Annotated in this window: 19 protein-coding genes; 9 read left to right on the top strand and 10 right to left on the bottom strand. The window is 53.2% G+C overall.

The window, feature by feature from the left end:
• Nucleotides 1-139 precede the first annotated feature (139 nt).
• Nucleotides 140-1,084 (bottom strand): crotonase/enoyl-CoA hydratase family protein, encoded by a 945-nt coding sequence (locus CJD38_RS07040; protein WP_276307788.1) that lies wholly within the window; start codon nt 1,082-1,084, stop codon nt 140-142.
• 77 nt (nt 1,085-1,161) lie between these two features.
• Here CJD38_RS07040 and CJD38_RS07035 point away from each other — a divergent pair, with 77 nt between their 5' ends.
• Both CJD38_RS07035 and CJD38_RS07030 read left to right on the top strand, forming a co-directional pair.
• The gene (locus CJD38_RS07035) at nt 1,162-1,986 is read left to right on the top strand and encodes a PaaX family transcriptional regulator C-terminal domain-containing protein (protein WP_107939588.1); all 825 of its coding nucleotides are present in this window, start codon (nt 1,162-1,164) and stop codon (nt 1,984-1,986) included.
• 101 nt (nt 1,987-2,087) lie between these two features.
• The gene (locus CJD38_RS07030) at nt 2,088-3,098 is read left to right on the top strand and encodes a fatty acid desaturase family protein (RefSeq protein WP_107939587.1); all 1,011 of its coding nucleotides are present in this window, start codon (nt 2,088-2,090) and stop codon (nt 3,096-3,098) included.
• Nucleotides 3,099-3,210: 112 nt separating this feature from the next.
• Here CJD38_RS07030 and CJD38_RS07025 read toward each other — a convergent pair whose 3' ends face one another.
• From CJD38_RS07025 to CJD38_RS06985, 9 genes are all read right to left on the bottom strand, one after another.
• On the bottom strand, nt 3,211-5,310 hold the full coding sequence (locus CJD38_RS07025) for a TonB-dependent receptor family protein (protein ID WP_107939586.1): 2,100 nt from the start codon (nt 5,308-5,310) through the stop codon (nt 3,211-3,213).
• Nucleotides 5,307-5,807: a YcnI family copper-binding membrane protein gene (locus CJD38_RS07020; RefSeq protein ID WP_107939585.1), complete on the bottom strand. Its 501-nt coding sequence runs from the start codon at nt 5,805-5,807 to the stop codon at nt 5,307-5,309. Before CJD38_RS07020 ends, CJD38_RS07025 begins: the two co-directional genes overlap by 4 nt.
• A gap of 69 nt (nt 5,808-5,876) precedes the next feature.
• Nucleotides 5,877-6,251 (bottom strand): DUF2946 domain-containing protein, encoded by a 375-nt coding sequence (locus CJD38_RS07015; protein WP_107939584.1) that lies wholly within the window; start codon nt 6,249-6,251, stop codon nt 5,877-5,879.
• A gap of 162 nt (nt 6,252-6,413) precedes the next feature.
• A complete protein-coding gene (locus tag CJD38_RS07010; RefSeq protein ID WP_107939583.1) occupies nt 6,414-6,815 on the bottom strand; it encodes a hypothetical protein in 402 nt (133 codons plus the stop codon).
• A 10-nt stretch (nt 6,816-6,825) separates the two neighbouring features.
• Nucleotides 6,826-7,365 (bottom strand): hypothetical protein, encoded by a 540-nt coding sequence (locus tag CJD38_RS07005; RefSeq protein ID WP_107939582.1) that lies wholly within the window; start codon nt 7,363-7,365, stop codon nt 6,826-6,828.
• Between the two features lie 100 nt (nt 7,366-7,465).
• A complete protein-coding gene (locus tag CJD38_RS07000; RefSeq protein WP_107939581.1) occupies nt 7,466-8,467 on the bottom strand; it encodes a glycerophosphodiester phosphodiesterase in 1,002 nt (333 codons plus the stop codon).
• Nucleotides 8,468-8,661: 194 nt separating this feature from the next.
• Nucleotides 8,662-9,138, bottom strand: a complete 477-nt coding sequence (locus CJD38_RS06995) for a glutathione peroxidase (RefSeq protein ID WP_107939580.1) — start codon at nt 9,136-9,138, stop codon at nt 8,662-8,664.
• Nucleotides 9,139-9,152: 14 nt separating this feature from the next.
• Nucleotides 9,153-9,770, bottom strand: coding sequence for a DedA family protein (locus CJD38_RS06990; RefSeq protein WP_206362908.1), 618 nt, complete (start codon nt 9,768-9,770; stop codon nt 9,153-9,155).
• Nucleotides 9,771-9,883: 113 nt separating this feature from the next.
• Nucleotides 9,884-11,632 carry an acyl-CoA dehydrogenase family protein gene (locus tag CJD38_RS06985; protein WP_107939579.1) on the bottom strand — a complete coding sequence of 583 codons (1,749 nt, stop codon included), beginning with the start codon at nt 11,630-11,632 and terminating at the stop codon, nt 9,884-9,886.
• A 270-nt stretch (nt 11,633-11,902) separates the two neighbouring features.
• Here CJD38_RS06985 and yajC point away from each other — a divergent pair, with 270 nt between their 5' ends.
• The 7 genes from yajC (at nt 11,903) to CJD38_RS06950 (ending at nt 20,555) form a co-directional block, all read left to right on the top strand.
• Nucleotides 11,903-12,232, top strand: coding sequence for a preprotein translocase subunit YajC (yajC, locus tag CJD38_RS06980; protein WP_240783550.1), 330 nt, complete (start codon nt 11,903-11,905; stop codon nt 12,230-12,232).
• A 54-nt stretch (nt 12,233-12,286) separates the two neighbouring features.
• Entirely contained in the window at nt 12,287-14,140 is a 1,854-nt protein-coding gene (secD, locus tag CJD38_RS06975; RefSeq protein WP_107939577.1) for a protein translocase subunit SecD, read from the top strand.
• A gap of 17 nt (nt 14,141-14,157) precedes the next feature.
• The gene (gene secF, locus CJD38_RS06970) at nt 14,158-15,105 is read left to right on the top strand and encodes a protein translocase subunit SecF (RefSeq protein WP_107939576.1); all 948 of its coding nucleotides are present in this window, start codon (nt 14,158-14,160) and stop codon (nt 15,103-15,105) included.
• A 214-nt stretch (nt 15,106-15,319) separates the two neighbouring features.
• The gene (locus tag CJD38_RS06965; RefSeq protein ID WP_206362907.1) at nt 15,320-16,399 is read left to right on the top strand and encodes an MraY family glycosyltransferase; all 1,080 of its coding nucleotides are present in this window, start codon (nt 15,320-15,322) and stop codon (nt 16,397-16,399) included.
• A 71-nt stretch (nt 16,400-16,470) separates the two neighbouring features.
• Nucleotides 16,471-17,751, top strand: a complete 1,281-nt coding sequence (gene tviB, locus CJD38_RS06960; RefSeq protein ID WP_107939574.1) for a Vi polysaccharide biosynthesis UDP-N-acetylglucosamine C-6 dehydrogenase TviB — start codon at nt 16,471-16,473, stop codon at nt 17,749-17,751.
• Nucleotides 17,752-17,802: 51 nt separating this feature from the next.
• Nucleotides 17,803-19,206, top strand: a complete 1,404-nt coding sequence (locus tag CJD38_RS06955) for a mannose-1-phosphate guanylyltransferase/mannose-6-phosphate isomerase (protein WP_240783549.1) — start codon at nt 17,803-17,805, stop codon at nt 19,204-19,206.
• Nucleotides 19,203-20,555, top strand: coding sequence for a phosphohexomutase domain-containing protein (locus CJD38_RS06950; protein WP_107939572.1), 1,353 nt, complete (start codon nt 19,203-19,205; stop codon nt 20,553-20,555). The genes CJD38_RS06955 and CJD38_RS06950 overlap by 4 nt, the downstream gene beginning before the upstream one ends.
• Nucleotides 20,556-20,814: the final 259 nt, after the last annotated feature.

The following is a 20,814-nucleotide window of genomic DNA, read 5'->3' as shown; positions in this document are numbered from 1 at the left end:
TGGTTCGCTGCACATGCTGGGTTGATGAATGTACCCCAGTCTGCAGGTAGGTAGCCCGGGTGTAACCCGGGGCTCTTCTTTATTTGTGATGTCCTGTCCCGGGTTTCACTCGGGCTATGTAAAGTGCACTGCACTTTTATCAGCCTTTAAACGACGACATCCCAAAATCCCCAAACGGTTCATCACGTTCACGTACGGCTTGTTTAAAGCCTGATTCCGCCGCGCGCTGTTGAAACGCATAACCCTCTGGCGTATGGCGAGTAATTCCATCGAAGACAGTGCCGAGGATTTGTGTGGTTTGCAGGCCTTGCTGCATCACAGATTGATTGAGTAGCAGCTTCATCATCACCAGTTGATTGATCGGCATGCGCGCGATGCGTTCAAGCAGGATTTCGAAGCGCTCATCAAGTTTGTCGGCGGGTGCAGACTCAATCGCTAATCCCCATTCCTTCGCTTCCTTGCCGGACAAGCAATCGCCGGTGAAGAGCAGGCGCTTGGATTTTTCCAGGCCAATGCGGTGAAACCAGATGGAGGTGGTGGGCGAGCCCCAGACGCGTGCAGGTGGGTAGCCGATCTTGGCGTCGTCGGCGATTACGAGCAGGTCTGAGCACAGCGCCATGTCGGTTCCGCCTGCAACGCAGAAGCCGTGCACTTTGCAGACGACGGGCTTCTCACTGTGAAACAGGCTCATGAAGCCTTTCACATTGCGACTCATCATTGCGTAATCAACCATCGGGTCCCAGTTGCTATTGGGGCGGTGGTTTTTCATTTGTACGAGTGGATCAAGCACCGAGCTTTTTGGGCGTGAGGCATCTGGATCGCCGACTGTCATTGTTTCTGCGCTTTCCACTAGGTCGTAGCCACCACAAAAGCCGGTGCCGTTTCCTGAAAGGGCGATGACATGCACGGCGGGATCGATGTTGGCGCGCTCAATGCACGCGGCTAGTTCACGCGGCATATCCATGGTGATGCCGTTGCCGCGCGCGGGGCGGTTGAGCGTGATGCGCGCGATGCGGCCGGTCGCTTCGTACAGCATCGTTTTGAGTTCTTGCATGGCACGTCCTCTTTGATGGCTATGCTCAATAGTTACACAAAATGTATTGACGTGCAGTTATAAGTAACATTACAATGAAGGCCAATAAATGCCCATATCTGTAATTTATGAAGCCAAACCCGCGCCACGTCGTCCTCAATTTGTTGTTGGCAGCTAATGACGAAACTCTGTCTGCACGAGAAGCCATTGGCGCTTGTGGCCTGCTGGGCATTCGTGAGAACAGCGTGCGTGTGGCGCTGCTGCGGCTGGCGGCGGCGGGCATGATTGAATCCACCGGACGCGGCAGTTATCAGCTGGGTCCAAACGCTTCGGGCCTCGCTGGTGAAATCTCTAACTGGCGTGATGCCGAAAAGCGCGTGAAGGAATGGAAAGGCGGGTGGATCGCCGTACACACCGCCAGCCTTGGTCGCAGTGATCGCTCTGCACTCCGCGGGCGTGATCGTGCGCTGCAGCTTCTGGGCATGCGTGAACTTGATCGTGGCCTCTATGTGCGCCCAGACAATCTTGCAGGCGGCGTTGTTAGCGTGCGTGAGCGCTTGCACAAGCTGGGCCTTGATAACGACGCAGTCGTATTTGTTGCGCATGAATTTGATGATGAGCGCGAGCAGCGCGCCCGCAAGCTTTGGAATGGCAAAGCACTCAGCAAGAGCTATCGCGATACAAGGCTGAAGTTAGAAAGTTGGCTGGCGCGCGCAGATCAACTGGATCCCGAAGCCGCAGCACGCGAATCATTCTTGCTCGGCGACAAGGCGATTCACCAGTTGGTATTCGATCCTTTGCTGCCCGAGCCGCTAGTGGATGTGAAAGAACGCCGCGCCTTCGTGGAAGCCGTTGTGCGTTATGACCGCGCGGGCCACGCGATCTGGCAGCGCCTGCATTTCAATTTTTCCAACGCAGTATCAGCGGGCGCCAAAGCCACGCGACCGCATTGATTCGTAGGGTGCGCTAAGCGCACCAGAAGTTAGAGCTGAACTCGACAACGCGTGCGCACAGCGCACCCTACGAGCGATATTTTTATTCTTGGAGTAGCTGTATGAATACTGTTGAAATCACTAGCTCAACGCCAACAGAGTTGCCGCAAGCAACGCGCCGTCGTATCAATGAACTGTTCTCGCGCGAAGAGATTGCACAATTCACCGCGCGCTCAGACTGGCGCGGCGCGTGGGCCGTTGCATCGACGTGGCTGATTATTGCGGCGTCTCTGTTTATGCTGGCGCGCTGGCCTAATCCGCTGACTTTTATTGCGGCACTGGTGCTGATCGCCGGGCGTCAGTTAGCGCTGGCGATTCTTCAGCACGAAGCGGCACACGGTACTTTGTTCAAGACGCGGTGGATGAACAATTTCTTTGGCGACTGGTTTTGCGCGCGTCCGGTCTGGCAGCATCTGCAGAAATATCGCGAGCATCATTTCGTTCATCACACGAAAACAGGAACGGATGCTGATCCGGATATGTCTTTGCATTCTGGCTATCCGACTACACGCAGCTCCATGTTGCGTAAAACCTTGCGCGATGTATCGGGTATCACTGGGCTCAAGCTGATGCTGGGCCTGGTGCTGATGGATGCGGGTCTGTTTAAGTGGACAGTCTCCAATCACTTGGAAAAGCTGCCGCAGGAAGGACGTCGCTGGTGGAGCTATCCGCTGAATTTTCTGCGTAACGCTTCAGGCATGATCATCACCAACGCCATTCTGTTCGGCGTTTGCGCTGCTAGTGGACATGCTTGGTTGTATGGCGTCTGGGTACTGGCATACATCACACCGTTTCCCTTATTCGTGCGTATTCGCTCGCTGGCGGAGCACGGCATGCTTGAACGAGTGCCGGATATGTTTCTGAACACGCGCAGCACCCGTGCAGGCTGGATCGCGCGAATTACGGTGGCGCCAGTGAACGTCAACTATCACATCGAACATCACGCAATGGCATCGGTGCCGTTCTACCGTTTGCCGCAGATGCATCGCCTGCTACGCGAACGCGATGCGGTGCCGGAAGCGCCGGGTTATCTGGATGTGTTGAGGATTGCGTCTACGCCGGTTGTTGCATAACTAACGTAGGAGCGCCTCTTAGGCGCGATAGCTGGTTAAGCCATCGCGCCTAAGGGGCGCTCCTACAAAAGCAATGCCGGACGGCTTGTGCAGCCGTCCGGCATTTTTATTTCTAAAACGCGTAGCGCAGACCTGCGTGAACGTTGCGACCATCGCCGGGTGCAAAGATTGCGTTGGTGGGCTTTCCAGTTCCAAGATCAAACGTTGCTGCGGTAACGGTGCTGACATCACTGACGTAACGACGATCAGCAAGATTGCGGGCATCAACAAACAGCGAGATGCCGTTGCGCCATTCCATGCCAGTTTGCAGGCCTAGAAGTGCGTAGCCATGTACGCGGAGCGTATTTTTGTCATCAGCCCAAGCACCTTGCGGCACCCAATCCAGTGTCGGTGTGAAATAGAAACCGCTGGCTTGTGTGTAGGCGATGCTGGTACGCAGAACATTGCGCGGTGCGCCTGGGATTTTGTTGTTGCCGTAGGTCTTATCGTTCTTGAACGAGAAATCGTTGAGCGTCCACATCTGTTTAATAGTGATGTGATCACCAGCAACAAAGTTGTCACGCACTGCTTCGTATGAAAGACCTAGCTCAACACCTTGATGGCGTGTGCGGTCTGCGTTGAAGGTGGTTGCAGGAGCATCCACAGCCGCTGTGAACTGCAACATCTCATCACGCAGTTGAGCGCTGTAGAGGGTGAAGTCCCAAGTGAGTCGATCAATCTTGCCACGTGTCCCCACTTCTAGTGTCCAAGCTTTTTGTGCTGCAAGCGGTACAAATACGGCAGTGGGTGGGGCAGGTGGAGGCTGAAATTGTGTGAGATCAGTAAAGTCTGGAACGTCTTGGCTCCGTGCAATGTCTGCAAAAATCTGCACATTCTGTTGCGGTAGCCACAGCACGCCGAGCTTTGGATTAAAACCGTTGTAGGTTTTGCTGGCTTCCTTGTTGGGTAGCTGACTGTCGTAATCGCGTAAATTCTTGAACAGCTTGGCCCCGGTCATCAATGCCACTTTGTCGGTTACAAATAAACGATTCTCGAAGTACGTTTCGTAATTCTTCGAAGTTTGCTCGGCGTCTGCACTAGGGGCGCCAGAGCTACCGCCTACATTGAAAAAGCGCCGTGAGTGATTGCTGCCACCAAAGAACTGCGCTCCGGCGTAAAGATCATTGCGAAGCCCGAACAGGTTAAAGCTGGAGCTATAGCGCGGGGCGAAACCATAGGTGCTGCCGTTCTCATCGATGACTTGAAAGATCGGATGCAACAGTGATTTGTGGATGAACCAGCTATCAAGATCAATCTGTCCGTTTTCGAGTTTGAAACTGGTGCGATTGGCAATGCGCTGCGTGCGGGTGTCGCGTGCTTGATTGCCTGACTTTGCGGCGAGAGTGGCTTTACGAGGATCATTTTCAACTTCACCTAAAGTCAACGAGCCCGGCAGGAGCTGGTTGACGATATAGACGCCGCCATAAAAACGCGTTTCGACATTTGAACTGATGCGGTAGCCAACATTGCTGTTGAACTGGCCATAGTCACCGCGCGAGTGATCGCGCCAGCCATCGTTGTGCGAGAGCGTGACATTGATCAATGCATCGGCATTGCCAAGCACGCCTGAGGCCTGACCGCTGACACGTTCACTGCCGTAGCCACCGCCTTCAACACGAATCAGCGCTGGAGCGACTGCGGTGTAGGCAGTGGGGGTGACAAAGTTGATTGCGCCGCCCAGTGTGGTGGCACCGTATGCGAGGCCGTTGCCGCCTTTGTAGATCTCAGTGCTGCGCAGTGCGAGTGGATCAATTTGATAGTAGTCGCCGCTTCCATCTGCGAGATTGGTAGGAATGCCGTCTTGCAGAATCAGCAAGCCACGTGTGTGAAAGCCACGTGCCAAGCCTGATCCGCGAATGGAGACGCGCATTTCCTGGCCATAGCGCGTTCCAGTCAGAACGCCGGGCGAATTGCCGAGTACGTCGCGCAGGTTGCTGGCGTAACTATTCTGATAGTCCGTGCTGTCAATAAAACCCACAGAGCCAGCGGTTTCATCAAGACGTTTTTCTTGTGCGGCCACGCTTGAGGCTGTGAGTGAGCCGTTGCGCTCTCCGGTGACCACCACAGCAGGCAATGGTGTTGCAGCGGATGTGTCATCACCATGATTCGCGTACGTCGCCTGCAAAGGCAGCAATGCAAGCGTGGCGCAAAAAGTTTTCGCTAGCGAATTCATTTCTGTTCTCCGGAGAGAACGCGAACAGTGGGTGCCGGATGATCGCCATCTGGTTTTTCATTCCACTGCACGGAGCCTTTATCGCATTCTTGCGTGACGGCGAATGACAGCGTCTGCGCCGTGGCGGGCAATTTCACGATCAGGCCAAAGTTATCGAACTGTGAATCAGGCAGTGGGCCGCCGCGCCATTCGACTTCGCTGATGGTCTCGGTGATGTCCGGGCCATGATGCGCTTTGATCGGTGGATCGACCTTGCGATTTTTGGTGCTCACCGTCCAGCCCGGTTTGAACTGTGGCTTGACTGAAAAAACGCCTTCGGGAATCTGCACGCGTACAGCGATGGTCGATGCGCCATCGCCGCAGCCATGCGGCACGGTGAACGCGGTCTGAAAATATTTATTCGCGTCGCCGCTATCTGGGCGAGCGGTGATGTGAGCGAATGCGGGTGTGGCAAAGCTGCTGGCAGCAGCCAGCGCGATTAGGGTGTGACGCAACATGTTCTGATCCTGATGTGCGCGTGAGAACGCGCGAGAGCCAAGGCGGCTCGGGCAACAACGGGCTAAAGATCAGGACAGAGCGGGCGGGCCGCGAGGTGCTGCGGTGAGTCGGTGAACGCTGCGAGGCTGTGCAGGCGAGAGATACTCAGGCTGAGGCTCAGCCTGTAATTGCAGATAAGCCAGTGTCAGCGACGCTGATGGCAGTGCAGCCTGAGCAGCGGTGAGCAGGCAGAACGGGCAAGCGTTCTTTTGCATATCAGGCGATGGCAGTGTCTTGCCATCAAGATTGACCGCGATTTGTTTAAGGCCGCTGGCGGTACAAAATTCCAGAATCGAACCTTTGCCCGCGCGATCTTGCGCAGCCGCAATCAACGGCGTGAGCGCGTTGAACACGAGCGCGATCAGCAAAAAGCGGCTGATGAATTGGCGGAGACGGGAAGACATGCGGGCAAGTTTATGGAGCGCAGCCCATTGCGGTCAAACGGTTGGGGCGTGATTCGATATGAAAAATCAGCCCAATCGCTGCCATTCACTCAAAACGTCTATGGATATGCCGAGAAAGCGACGCTGTCGTAGGGCGCGAAGTCTTCCTCGTCGACGAGACGTTTAGGCGACAGCGGGTGGTTGACCACGCTTGAGCAAATAAGCGAGGAAGCCCGCCGCCACGATGTCGTAAGCGCCGCAGAATGTTGGCCACCACGTAGGAGCGCCGGGATTCTGGATGAGCCCGTCGTGGAAGAAATCAAACACGCCGTGTCCAGCGAGCGCGGCAACGACGATCCAAAGGTTTTTGCGGAATCCAATGATGGCGGCAAGCATGAATGCCGTCATCGGTATCGCTTCTGCGATGAAGGCTTGTTGTGAGCCGCTCATGACGGCGAACAAGCCGTAGTAAGACGCGATGACAATCATCACAACTGGATAGAACGAACGCTCACGATCAAAGCCAACGATGCGCGCCAACAGCGAGATGGCGAGTGCCAGACTAATGCCAATCAGAATATCCATAGACTTTTAATTACCAACGCATCATTGGCAAAGGTTTCCAAGGGCGACGCAGAAATTCCGCGCCTCCCAGCTTAAGCAACATATTGTGAAAACCATCGTTTGGAAATTCGGCGAGCAGCTGTTTTCGCAGCGCGCGTGGCACGCCCATTGATATTGAGCCGAGGCTGACGAAGTTCCAATCAGCGCAGCGGAATGCTTCGGCCAATCTCGCATGCTCGCCTTTGCAACGAGTGAATTTGTGATGACCTTGAATCATCGCTTCCACCGCTGGCACATCCGTTTCGCGACCTTTGGCAACGAGATAAGCGCGAGCGCGGTCAGCAGAAGGGTCGAGATAGTCGAGCGTTTTGTCGCTCCAGATGCCGAGGTCGTGAAATGCGACGGCGATTGCGACTTGGTCCAGCTCCTGCGCAGAAGGCTGCGCCAAAGTGTTCACCACATTCAGCACGTAGTAGCAGTGATTGCGATAGGCGTTGAAATTTGGGCCGATTTCCTTGGTCCATTCGTTCAACGCAGCATCCAACTGCGGGTGTGATGTGATCAACGACATGTGCGGCTCCTGTTATACGTATCGCTTGGCGAATTCGGTCAATGCGGGCATGAATAGCCTTGCATGATCAGCATCGCCAGTCACCACCCGAAAGGGCAGCTTAAGGTCCGGGGCAAGCGGCGATTTCTGGCGAACCCTTAACGGCAATGCGGCTGGGTACTTCGCGATTCAATATCTGCAGTGTGCAAGCTGGGTAATTGGTAATGACGCCGTCAGCGCCGACGTCCAAAGTCTTTTGCTGATCTGCTTGGCTATCCGGCGTAAACGGCAGCACTTGTTTGCCTGCCGCGTGCGCGATTTCAATGACTGGCGCGAGAAAATCAGGCGCGTCGAAATTGGGTGAGCTGATGTCCTGACCTGTGGCGATGGTGTCGGCGATATTCACTGCTGCGGTAACGCCGAGACTTGAGGTGCTCAGAAACTGTGTATGCAAATTCGAGTTGAGCGACTTCACCTGAATGAGGGTGATCGGCCAAAACGATTGAATCACGACTTCGCTTTCAAGTTGATATTGCGCGAGTAGCGGCAGCAACACTTTGGCGATCTTGTCACCCACTGGATCAAAATTTGTTTCGCCCGGAATGTTTTTGATCTCGATCGAAAGTGTCGGACGACCGCAGGGCAGGGCGGAGTACCAGCCGAGCAATTCTTTAAGCGTCGGCACTTTCACGCCACTACCACGCAGAGGATGTGACAAGTCTGCGCCCGGTGTCGTGGTGGCTTGGCCGGGAGAGAACCAATACGCGGCATCACAGGCGCGCACTTCCTCCAGCGTTTTGCTATTGGCTGCACCAGCGCACTGCGTGGTGCGCTCAAGCGTGTCGTCGTGAAGGACGATCAGCTCGTTGTCGGCAGTGAGCTGGGTGTCTAACTCCAGTTGATCGACGCCAAGACGCAGCGCATTGCGAAAGGCCGCCAGTGTGTTCTCTGGTGCATACGCTGCGCCGCCGCGATGCGCGGAAATAATCGGGCCGCTCTGTACTTTGGCAACGCAAACGATTGGAGCGCCGTTGCCGCTGGAATCACTGCGCTCCATGCAGCCTGTTAAAGCGAGCGTCGCGGCGATGACGCCCAAACGCCACGCTGGAAAATGTTGGCCCATTTTTTATTGTCCCTTATATTTTTTAACAGTGTCGCAGAGCGGTGGTTCTTTGTTTTTAGTAATTTTAACTTTCAGTGATTTCCGGATTGTTACGTAGGGAGGGAGTATCCCGCCCCCGCACATTTTTTATCGCCGCAAAGCAACAAGGCCTCTATGAAGAGGCCTTGCGGGTCACACATCAATACAGGCTTTGCTTAGATCAGTTCAGCAATGTCTTTGTCGATCTTTTCTGGCGTGTCGATTGAGCCATAGCGCTTCACGACTTTGCCGCTCTTGTCGACGAGGAACTTGGTGAAGTTCCACTTAATGCCTTCGCTGCCGAGGATGCCGGTGGCTTCGCTCTTGAGGAATTGATAGAGCGGATGCGTGTTGGCGCCGTTGACGTCGATCTTGGCGAACATCGGGAAGCTGACGTCATAGGTCAGTGAGCAGAAATTCTTGATCTCGTTTTCGTCGCCCGGTTCCTGATGACCGAACTGGTCGCAGGGAAAGCCGAGCACTTCAAAATCTTTGCCCGCATATTTGCGATGCAGCGCTTCAAGACCTTTGTACTGCGGCGTGAAACCGCACTTGCTGGCAACGTTGACGATCAACAGGACTTTGCCTTTGTAAGCGTCCAGTTTCTTGTCGCTGCCGTCGATGGCCTTAGCCGAGATATCGTAAATGCCCATGCGCTGAAACCCCCTTAAGTTTTCTTCATGGCCCGGTGGACCAGGAAATAATAAAGCGCCCCGAGTATCGCAGCGCCGACAATGATCCATAGCGTAATCTGATGCAGGTCTCCGCGCATCAAGGCTTCGTCCTGACCTGCGTGCACGCCGATCACGGTGAGCACGGTGCACCAAATAGCGGAGCCTAGAATGGTGAAAATGGAATAACGAAGGAAATTCATTTTCACGATGCCGAATGGAATGCCTACCAGATGGCGGATCACCGGCAACAGGCGCGAAATGAAGACGCCAGCCGCGCCGTACTGCGCAGCCCAACGTTCAGCAGCTTCGATCTTTTCTGGCGAGATCATGAAGTAGCGGCCGTAGCGCATCGCCAGTGGACGGCCGAGCCAACGTGAGCCCCAATACATGAATGTGGCGCCAATCCATGAGCCGACGGTGCCAGCGATGACGATGCCAACATAGGTCAGCTCGCCGCCACGTGAGGCCAGAATTGCGGCGGGTGGAATCACCAACTCGCTAGGCAAGGGCAGGAAAGAGCTCTCAATCGCCATCAACAAAACAATCAGCGGATAACCGCCGGTGGCGAGCTGCGCGAGGTACCAATCAATCAAGGGCTGCAGGAAGGACATGGACAATTCCAGAAATGGGGCTGGATTGTTGCATAGCTCTATAAGGATCGCGCAAATAGAAACGCCGCCGAAGCGCGATTTGAATCGGGCTTCGGCGGCGTGGTCAGCACAACTTAGAAGTTGGCGGCGTCCAGCTGCATCATTTCAACAGCAGGGTTACGCACGTTGCTCAGCAGCGCGCCCACTTGCGACAGCATGCGCTGGGCAAAGAACTCAGCCGTTACGCGCTTGGACTGACGCAGGCTTGCATCGGCGTGGTTCGCAGCCGCCTGTGCCATACGCAGCCAGTTAAAGCCGAGATAGACGAGGCAGAACGCGCGCTGGAAATCGACGCAACCGAAAGCGGCGTCATCCGGCGTGGTCTTGTAAGACTGCTGAATCCATTGGGTGGTGGCTTCGAGATCATCAATCGTCGCGGCCAATGGCTTGGCGATGAAGTCGTAGTCAGCGCTTGCAGATTTGATGGCATCACGCACTTTGGCGAAGAAGCGCTTTGGCAGACGGCCGCCATTCATCATCAGCTTGCGGCGTACGAGGTCCATGGCTTGAATGCCGTTGGTGCCTTCGTACAGGCAGAGGATCTTGGCGTCACGAACGATCTGTTCAACACCATGCTCTTTAATAAAGCCGTGGCCGCCGTAAACCTGAACCGCCATGCTGCCCATTTCAACCGCAGAGTCGGTGCACCAGGATTTCGTCAGCGGGGTGTTGAGGTCGACCCAGTCCTGCGCTTCTTCGCGCACGGCTGCATCGGGATGGTTCTTGGCGATGTCGACATACATGCCGGTTTCATAAGCAAGAACGCGTGCGCCTTCGGTGGTGGCTTTCATCTGCAGCAGCATGCGGCGGACGTCAGCGTGTTCAATGATTTGTTCTTTGCCGTTGAACGCCTTGCCCTGCTTGCGCTCTTGCGCGTAGCGGATCGCGTTCTGCGTGGCGAGTTCGCAAAGGCCGAGGCCCTGCAAGCCAACCAGGATGCGCGCGAGGTTCATCATCACGAACATGTTCTGAATGCCGGTGTTCGGCGCGCCAACCATCCAACCTTGTGCACCGTCGAACTGCATGACGCAGGTGCAAGACGCGTTGATGCCCATCTTGTGTTCGATGGCGCTGGCGATCAGCTTGTTGCGAGCGCCGAGCGTGCCGTCCGCGTTGACCATGTATTTAGGCACGACAAAGGTCGACAGACCTTTTACGCCCGGAGGGGAGTCCGGCAGGCGAGCCAGCACGAAGTGAATGATGTTCTCCGCCATCTCGTGTTCGCCCGAGGTGATGAAGATTTTGCCGCCTTCGATGGCGTAGCTGCCGTCGCCGTTCGGCGTGGCCTTGGTTTTGGCTGCGCCGACGTCAGAACCCGCGTGTGGTTCGGTGATGCACATGGTGCCGGTCCATTCGCCGGTGCCAAGCTTAGGGAGATAGGTGTTCTTGATTTCTTCGCTGGCGGTGGCGTGGATCGCTTCAAAGCAGCCCATGGTCAGGCCAGGGTAGAGCGCAAAAGCAACGTTGCCGCCGCAAAGCACTTCATCGACGACCTTAGAAAGCGTGAAGGGCAGGCCCTGACCGTTGTACTCGGTTGGGTTGCATAGCGAGACCCAGCCGGCCTGCCAGTACAGCTTGTAGGCTTCTGCGAGGCCATCTGGCACGGTGACCACGCCATTGGAAATCTTGCAGCCTTGCGCGTCGCCGCTGGCGTTGAGCGGGGCAATCTGGCCTTCGACCAGCTTGGCGGCTTCTTCGACCAAGCCCAGAAGGGTGTCGGGGGTGGCGTCTTCAAAACCGGGCAATTTGGACAATTGCTCTACATTAAGGACGTCATTAAGGACAAATTCGATTTCGCGCAGGGGGGCTTTATAAGTGGCCATGATTCGTTGAGCTGTCTGGGGAAAAATGGGCGCGCAGGTTACCACAGGGTTTATTGCTTTCCCCCGCCCGTTTTGTCCTACCCGCAAAAGAATGCCTAGATAATATAGATTGTTTTATAAGCCTAATTAAAGGCTTGATAAGTTTATAAATTAAAACAATCTAAATAACTGCGATCGAAAATGGCACAAATGCAAATGGTTATCGCATGCCTTGTGGCATAATCCTGCGCTCATTTTTTGACCCGCTTAAAGCGGTAAATGGAGTCGCAAGTGTTGGATTTTATTCTTAGCCCGGCTTACGCCCAGACTGCCGCACAGCAGCCTAACCCTTTGTTCCAGTTCGCACCGCTGGTTGTTTTGATTGTCCTTTTCTACTTCATGCTGATCCGTCCGCAGATGAAGCGTGCCAAAGAGACCAAATCGATGCTCGGCGCCCTCGCTAAGGGTGACGAAGTTGTGACCGCAGGCGGTTTGGCCGGAAAAATTGCGAACCTTGGCGAAGTTTACGTGTCAGTCGAGATCGCCGATAACGTTGTCATCAAAGTCCAGAAGGGCTCGATCAGCAGCGTTTTGCCAAAAGGCACGTTGAAAGCGCTTTAATTAAAAAACAGAATCCCGCGGTCATTAAGCCGCGCGCAGCAGACTTGGTAAGCCATGCAGCCCTACGCAACTTGGAAGTACGTTCTTCTTATCGTCGTCATGGTATTGGGCGGGCTCTATGCCGCGCCTAATCTTTATGGCGAAGATCCCGCAGTGCAGATTGCAACGCAGTCAGGTGATGCACTCGCCAATGACTTCGGTGATGTGGTCGGCAAGACCATTACTGAAGCCGGCGCAAAGGCCAAGTTAAGCGTTTTGAAAAACCAGCAGTGGCTGGTGAGCTTTGAAGACGAAGCTGCTCAGCGTTTAGCGGCTGATGCACTTAAGCGTGCAATGGGTAATGACTATGTTGTGGCACTCACGACTGCGTCTAAGACACCGGAGTGGCTGCGTGCGATTGGCGCCAAGCCGATGACGCTGGGTCTGGACTTGCGTGGTGGCGTGCACTTCTTGCTTGAAGTGGATATCGACGACGTTCGCAAGAAGGCCGTTGAACGTTACCTCACGGAACTGCCAGCTTTCTTGCGCAAGAACGACATCCGCTACACCGGTCGTCATCAGTCTGCTGATGCTGTGCTGCTCGACTTTGCTGATGCTGACAAGCTCAGCGCCGCCAAGTCTGCACTGGCGAAGGAATACAGTGAGTTGATGCTCACTGTATTGCCATCTGCGCCGCTGACGCTCGAAGTAAAAATGTCAGTGGTTGAAGCCAAGCGCATCGTCGATTTCGCGGTTAAGCAAAACCTCACCACGCTGCGTAATCGCGTCAACCAACTCGGTGTGGCTGAGCCTCTGGTACAGCGTCAGGGTCAGAACCGCATTGTGGTGGAACTGCCCGGCGTGACGGATGCAACGCAGGTTGAATCACTGCTCGGCGCGACTGCGACTTTGGAATATCGCGCAGTTGATGAGAGCGATGCTAATCTCGCAGCCTCCAGCGGTTTGGTGCCAGCGGATTCAGAATTGTTTTACACCCGCGCAGGCCATCGTCCAATTTTGTTGAAGAGAGACATCATCGCTGCGGGCTCGCAGTTGGTTGATGCAGCTTCGACGGTAGATGAGAACGGCAGCCCCGCAGTATCGGTAACGCTGGACGGTTCCGGCGCCAAGAAGATGTTTGAGTTCACGGAAAAGAACGTCGGCAAGCCGATGGCCGTGTTGTTTAAAGAACGCGAAGTTGTGACCAACTACAACGCCAAGGGCGAGCCGATGCGTGAGCATCGCGATGTGCAGGAGATCATCTCCATCGCAACAATCCGCGGCGTGTTCGGCAAGCGTTTCCAGACCACGGGTCTGGAGAGCAAAGAAGCACATGACCTTGCGATTCTGTTGCGTGCTGGTGCGCTGGCTGCGCCGGTCGATATCGTAGAAGTTCGCACGGTGGGCCCAAGCTTGGGTGCAGACAATATTCGCCGCGGTTTCCAGGCTGCAGTGCTGGGCTTGGTGTTGGTGATGTTGTTTATGGTTTTCTATTACCGCGTATTTGGTGCGTTCGCCATCGCTGCGTTGGTATTGAACATTGTGCTGATCATTGCAGGCATGTCGATCATGTCGGCAACGCTCACCATGCCGGGTATCGCGGCTATGGTTTTGACCATGGGTATCGCGGTCGACGCCAACGTGCTGATCTACGAGCGTATCCGAGAAGAATTGCGTGATGGCCAAACGCCGCATGCGTCGATTGAAGCCGGTTACGACCGCGCGTTCCTCACCATTGCCGACGCTAACGTCACTGTGTTGATCGGCACCTTGGTGTTGTTTGCCATGGGTGCGGGCCCAATCAAGGGCTTTGCGATCACGCTGGCACTCGGCATTTTGACTTCGCAGTTCACCTCCATCGTGGGTTCGCGTTCGCTGGCTCATCTTGTGTTTGCCAAGCGCAAACTTAAAGACCTCCCGATCTGGTAAGCGAAAGAGATATATCAATGAGAATTTTCGCTAAAGTCCCCAATTTCAATTTCATGGCCCAGCGCAAAGCTGGTCTGTGGGTTTCTTCGCTGCTCAGCATCGGCGTGATTTTGATGATGTTGTTGGGCGCCCTTCACTTGGGCCGCAATCTGAATTTCGGCATCGATTTCACTGGCGGTGTGCTGGTTGAAGTGGTTTATCCGCAGAACATTGAGCTCGATTCCGTACGCAATGATCTCAAGGCGGGTGGTTACCACAACCCGATCGTGCAGTACTTCGGCGGCACGCGAGAAGTGCTGATTCGTCTGGCACCAGAAGAGAAAGAGAATTCATCTGCGATCAGCGCCAGCGTGTTGCAGGCACTGGGCGCGGAGCAGAAGGGTGTGCAGCTGCGTCGTATTGAGTTTGTCGGTCCGCAGGTGGGTGATGAGCTGACGGTTAATGGCAGCTTGGCGATGGTGTTCGCGTTCATCGGTATTGCGCTGTACATCATGTTCCGCTTCGAGTGGAAGTTTGCAGTTGGCGCTATTGCTGCGCTTGTTCACGATGCCTTGATGGTGGTTGGCTTTCTGTGGATATTCCAAGTTGAATTTGATCTGACCACGCTGGCGGCAATCCTCGCGCTGATCGGTTACTCCAATAACGAAACCATCGTTATCTTCGACCGCGTTCGCGAAAACTTGATCAACCAGCGCAAAGGCACCATTTACGACATCGTGAATTTGTCAGTGAACCAGACGCTGCTTCGCTCGATCATTACCCACGTTACAACCTTGTTGGTGTGTACCGCACTGTTCTTGCTCGGCGGCCCCAGCGTACACAGCTTCTCGATCTCGATGATTGTTGGCGTGATCGTTGCGACGTATTCATCAATTTACGTCTCCACCGGCTTGGCCGTCGCCCTGGGCGTATCGCGCGAAGACCTGCTGCCACCAGAAACGAAGGAAATAGACGAGACCCCCTAACGGGGGGATGCTGCTCGCATGTCGGTCTGTAGGATAATTCCGCTGTTTGAGGTGTTCGTTACAACACAGTCGTCAGATGCGCATAGAGTGGTCGAGCGTTGAGTAACTCAGCGTGTTCTTAATTATTAATTGACGAACAAACATACAAATGATCTGGGGCTTTGTTTTTTTTGCGGTGCTAACTAGCTTTTGGGTCTGCTGGTTAACGATTCGTATGGCTCACCAACTTAAATTTGGTGGAGACGAATCGAGCGGCGTACAGAAGTTTCATGATCACTGGGTGCCGAGACTCGGAGGCATCCCAATTTTTATCTCATTCTTTTCTGGCTTGTTACTCCTGTCATGGGGGATGCATGACGGCGAGCAAACATTTGCCAATGTGATTCTGTGCACCCTGCCGGCATTTGGTATTGGGTTGCTAGAAGACATCACACGTCGTGCAGGTGTATTGCCACGCTTGGTGATGACGATGGTTGCCGCAGGTTTGGGCTGGTGGCTGCTAGATGCTGGTTTGCATCGACTTGATATCCCCGGCGTTGATACCTTGCTTGCCATGTGGCCGTTGTTTGCTTTGGTGCTGACCTTAGTTGCGGCAGGCGGCGTTGCACATGCGATCAACATCATCGACGGCTACAACGGTCTCAGCGGATTTTTTGTAATCGTTGTATTGGCATCGTTGGCCGTAGTGGCCAGCCAAGTGGGTGATGTGCTGGTCATGCAAATTGCATTGATATCGGCGGCGTCCGTGCTTGGATTTTTGGTTTGGAACTTCCCGTTCGGTCGCATCTTTATGGGCGATGCCGGAGCATATCTTTTGGGCTTTGTGATTGCAGAACTGGCAATGATGCTAGTGGTACGCAATCCAGAAGTTTCACCATGGTGCCCGTTGCTGTTGGTAATGTACCCAGTCTGGGAAACCCTGTTCTCTGTGTTCCGCCGAGCTCTACGTAGCTTGGCTCAAATTGGCCAGCCCGACGCATTGCATCTACACCAGCTGATCTATCGTCGCTTAATGAAGCGTTACGGCAGCAGCAAAGATCCGCATCATCGTTTGATGCGCAACTCTTTTACCTCACTCTATTTGTGGGCATTAGCTGTATTTTGCGCGGTGCCCGCAATGCTGTTCTGGAACAACACGCCCGCATTAATGGGCTTCTCGTTTTTGTTCGCGATTAGTTACGTCATTCTGTATCGCAGACTGATCCAATTCCGCATGCCACGTTTTATGGTGCTTAAGCCTTCAGCTTCAAAACGTTTGCATACCTCAAAGCGCACGCGGTCTTCCAGTAAGTAATACAGTGTCGTCGCACGGCCATGAGTCGTGCGCGATATGTTTTGCATTGTTAAAACGATAGGAAGCAGGTTGTGAGCTCATTCTTCAGTGGCAAGCTTGCTGTTGTCGGCCTTGGCTACGTCGGCCTCCCGCTTGCTGTGGAGTTTGGAAAGCGCCAGGCAATTATTGGATTTGATGTCAGTGCAAGCCGTGTATCTGCTTTAAGTTCAGGAATTGACCACACGCTCGAGGTGAGTGCCGACGAATTAAAGTTGGCAACGCACCTTACGTTTTCAGCCAACGCTAGCGAGCTTGCTGATTGCGATGTCTTTATCGTCGCCGTGCCCACGCCGGTCGATGCTACAAAACGACCCGATTTCATGCCCTTGATCAAGGCGAGTGAAACGATCGGTGGCGTCATGAAGAAGGGCGTTACCGTGATCTATGAGTCCACGGTTTACCCCGGAGCTACCGAAGAGATTTGTGTGCCCGTGCTTGAAAGAGTATCGGGTATGAAATTCAATCAGGACTTTTTCTGTGGCTATAGCCCAGAGCGTATTAATCCAGGTGATAAACAGCGCCACTTGACCAACATCGTCAAGATCACATCAGGATCAACGCCGGAGATAGCTGAGCTTGTCGATCAACTTTATCGCAGCATCATTACCGCAGGCACCCATAAAGCCCCGAGCATTAAGGTTGCTGAAGCGGCTAAGGTGATCGAGAACACTCAGCGCGATGCGAATATTGCTTTGATTAACGAATTCGCTTTAATTTTTCATCGCCTTGGTATTGATACACAAGAAGTATTGGCGGCAGCCGGAACAAAGTGGAACTTCCTGCCATTTTCCCCGGGCTTGGTTGGTGGACATTGCATTGGCGTGGATCCGTATTACCTGATTCAAAAAGCCCAATCTGTCGGCTATTACCCAGATATCTTATTGGCCTGCCGCCGTATCAACGATGCGATGGGGCAGCATGTTGTTGCTGAAGTTATAAAGTTGATGATCGCTAAAGGTCATGCGATTAAGAGCAGTCGCGTGTTGGTGCTGGGGCTGACATTTAAAGAAAACTGCCCAGATCTGCGCAACACTCGCGTAGTTGATTTGGTCAGAGAATTTGAGAGTTATGGATCAGTTGTGGATATTTACGATCCATGGGCAGATGTTGCTGAAGCGAAGGCTGAATACGGGCTCAATCTTCTGCCAGAAAAACCCCAGCCTCATATCTACGATGCCATCGTGCTTGCTGTTGCGCACAACGAATTCAAGGCGATGGGTAGCGAAGGTGTACGCAATCTGGGTAATAGTCGCAGCGTGTTGTACGACATCAAGGGCGCGTTGCCTAAGGCCGATGTAGATGGGCGTTTGTAAGTAATAGATTCAGCAAATGAACAGTGAATTTCAATGACTAAAATTGTTCCAGTGTTTCTTGCTGGTGGTTCGGGCACGCGTCTGTGGCCGCTGTCTCGAGATCAATATCCTAAGCAATTCCTAAAGCTGCTTGGTGATAAGACGCTGCTGCAAGATACAGCGTTGCGCGCACAAGGCCTCGATGGTGTTGAGCCTCCGATTGCGCTTTGTGGCGATAAGCATCGCTTCATTGTTGCTGAGCAATTGCTCGAAATTGGATTGGGTGGTGCAACAATTATTTTAGAACCAGAGGGGCGAAATACCGCGCCTGCTGCGGCGGTTGCGGCGCACTTTGTCGCTGAAAAATATGGAGCGGATGCGCTTTTGTTATTGATGCCGGCTGATCAAGTCATTCGTGATGTCGTGCGTTTTAAAGATGCCGTAAGAGCCGCAACTAAAGTGGCCGCAGATGGGAAAATTGTAACTTTCGGCATTGTGCCGACACGACCAGAAATCGGCTTTGGATATATGCAGGCTGGCAACAGCTTGGAAGGCGGAGCTTTTGTTATTGACCGCTTTGTTGAAAAGCCAAATGCAGAAACGGCTCAGGCTTACATTAATGCTGGCGCGTACTTCTGGAATGGCGGCATGTTTATGTTCAAAGCCTCTTCATTTCTAGAGGAAATGAAGGAGTTTGAGCCTGCAACGTTCGATGCTTCTGCGGAATCTGTTACCCGCAGTCGGCGTGATCTTGATTTTGTTCGACTAGATCCCGACTCATTTCGTCGTACTCGCGCGGAATCCATTGATTACGCAGTGATGGAAAAAACCCGTAAAGCAGCAATGATCCCGCTAGATGCCGGCTGGGATGACGTCGGCAGTTGGCAATTCCTTGAGCACCTGACGAAAGATTCTGCTGGAAACGTTTGCCGCGGCGATGTGTTGCTCGAATCTGCAAGTAATAACCTGGTTCATGCTGAATCTCGTTTGGTGACATTGGCTGGCGTTGATAACCACATCGTTATCGAAACACAGGATGCTGTATTGGTCACGACACGTGATCGCGTGCAAGACGTCAAAAAAATTGTTGCGCAACTTGGAGCGCTGAAGCGTACAGAAGCGCAGGAGCACCCAAGGGTTTATCGACCATGGGGCAGCTACGAGACGATTGCGTTAGGTGAGCGTTTCCAAGTGAAACGAATCATAGTTAAGCCGGGTTGCAAGTTATCGCTTCAAATGCATCACCATCGCGCTGAGCACTGGATTGTGGTTAAGGGAACTGCACAAGTTACCTGTGGTGAAAAGGTGTTTCTGCTAGGTGAAGATCAATCAACTTATATTCCGCTTGGTGAGAAGCATCGGCTGGAAAATCCCGGCACAAGCTCTTTGGAATTGATCGAAGTGCAATCAGGATCGTATTTGGGTGAAGACGATATCGTTCGCTTCGAAGATGTGTACGGACGTGTATCGACATGACAACGCGACTCCCGTGTTTCAAGGCTTACGATATCCGTGGACGCGTGCCGGATGAATTGAATCCTGATATCGCTTATCGATTGGGGCTGGCATACGCTAGAAAATTTCGACCTACAAAGATTGCGTTAGGGCGAGATAACCGGCATTCAAGCTTGTCGCTGCTGCACGCTCTGGCTCACGGGTTTGTCGATGAAGGCGTTGAAGTAATCGATATTGGTCTTTGTGGAACCGAAGAAATTTATTGGGCTGCGCAACAGAGCGGAGTGGATGGCGGCATCCAAGTCACTGCGAGCCATAACCCGATCGACTACAACGGCATGAAGCTGGTCAGAGGTGGAGCAATACCCATCTCGGGCGATACAGGATTGCGTGAGCTTGAGACGGCAGTGGCCAGTTCAGATGCTGTGCTGCCGCAGGGCGAGCCCAAAATGACAGCGCAATCATTTCGCGATAGTTACGTGCAGCATCTGTTGAGTTATGTGGATGTTGCGGCATTAAAGCCTTTACGAATTGTGGTGAATGCAGGCAATGGGGCAGCAGGTGCTGTGATTGATGCACTTGAGTCACACCTGCCATTTGAATTTATCAAGATCCATCATCAGCCGGATGGCGATTTTCCAAATGGCATCCCTAATCCATTGTTGCCTGAGAATCGCGCGGCAACTTCCGATGCAGTACGCCTGCACAAAGCTGATTTCGGAGTTGCTTGGGATGGCGATTTTGATCGATGTTTTTTGTTTGATGAAACGGGCGAGTTCATCGAGGGTTATTACATCGTCGGGTTATTAGCCGCTGCGTTGCTAAAAAAACATCCGGGTGAAAAAGTTATTCATGATCCAAGATTGACTTGGAATACGATTGATATCGTAGAGGCCGCTGGCGGAATCCCCATTCAGTCAAAGACAGGTCACGCATTTATTAAAGAGCGGATGCGCTCTGAAAATGCGATTTATGGGGGCGAAATGAGCGCCCACCATTATTTCCGAGAATTCGCATACTGCGATAACGGCAATATTCCTTGGCTGCTTGTCTCGGCACTTGTTTGTGAAATGGGCATGCCGCTTTCAAGCCTAGTACTTGATCGCATCCAGAAATTCCCTGCGAGTGGTGAAATCAATCGCACGGTTGCGGATGTCAAATTCGCGATTGCCGAGATTTCCGCGGCCTATAAAAAGTCGGCGATCAACGTAGATACGACTGATGGGATCAGTATTGAATTTCCGGAATGGCGCTTTAATTTGCGCGGCTCAAATACAGAGCCAGTGATTCGTTTAAATGTGGAATCTCGTAACGATATCGGGATAGTGAACAAAATGAGTGAAGAAATCCTGGCGAGACTGGGGTCATAGGGCGCAACTTGAAAATGGCCTTAAGCAGGTAAGGTCGGCTCGTTGGAAAATTGCCGGCTTAGCAAACATTCCATGGCCAGCTTCTTGCTGCCAACATTCAGCATCCTCCATGGCAAGAGTGGATAGGGTATTTATGTAGATTTCCGAGATTCATTGGCGCTTACACGTTCTATAAGTGGCTGTCTGCTCGGCGACACAAATCTTATATTTTCTAGTGCTACAGCGCTCTTCCTATACTTTTAATTTTATTATTTATTTT

Source organism: Stenotrophobium rhamnosiphilum, assembly GCF_003052265.1.
GTDB classification, from domain to species: Bacteria; Pseudomonadota; Gammaproteobacteria; order Nevskiales; family Nevskiaceae; genus Stenotrophobium; species Stenotrophobium rhamnosiphilum.
This window is presented reverse-complemented; position numbering and strand designations above follow the sequence as displayed.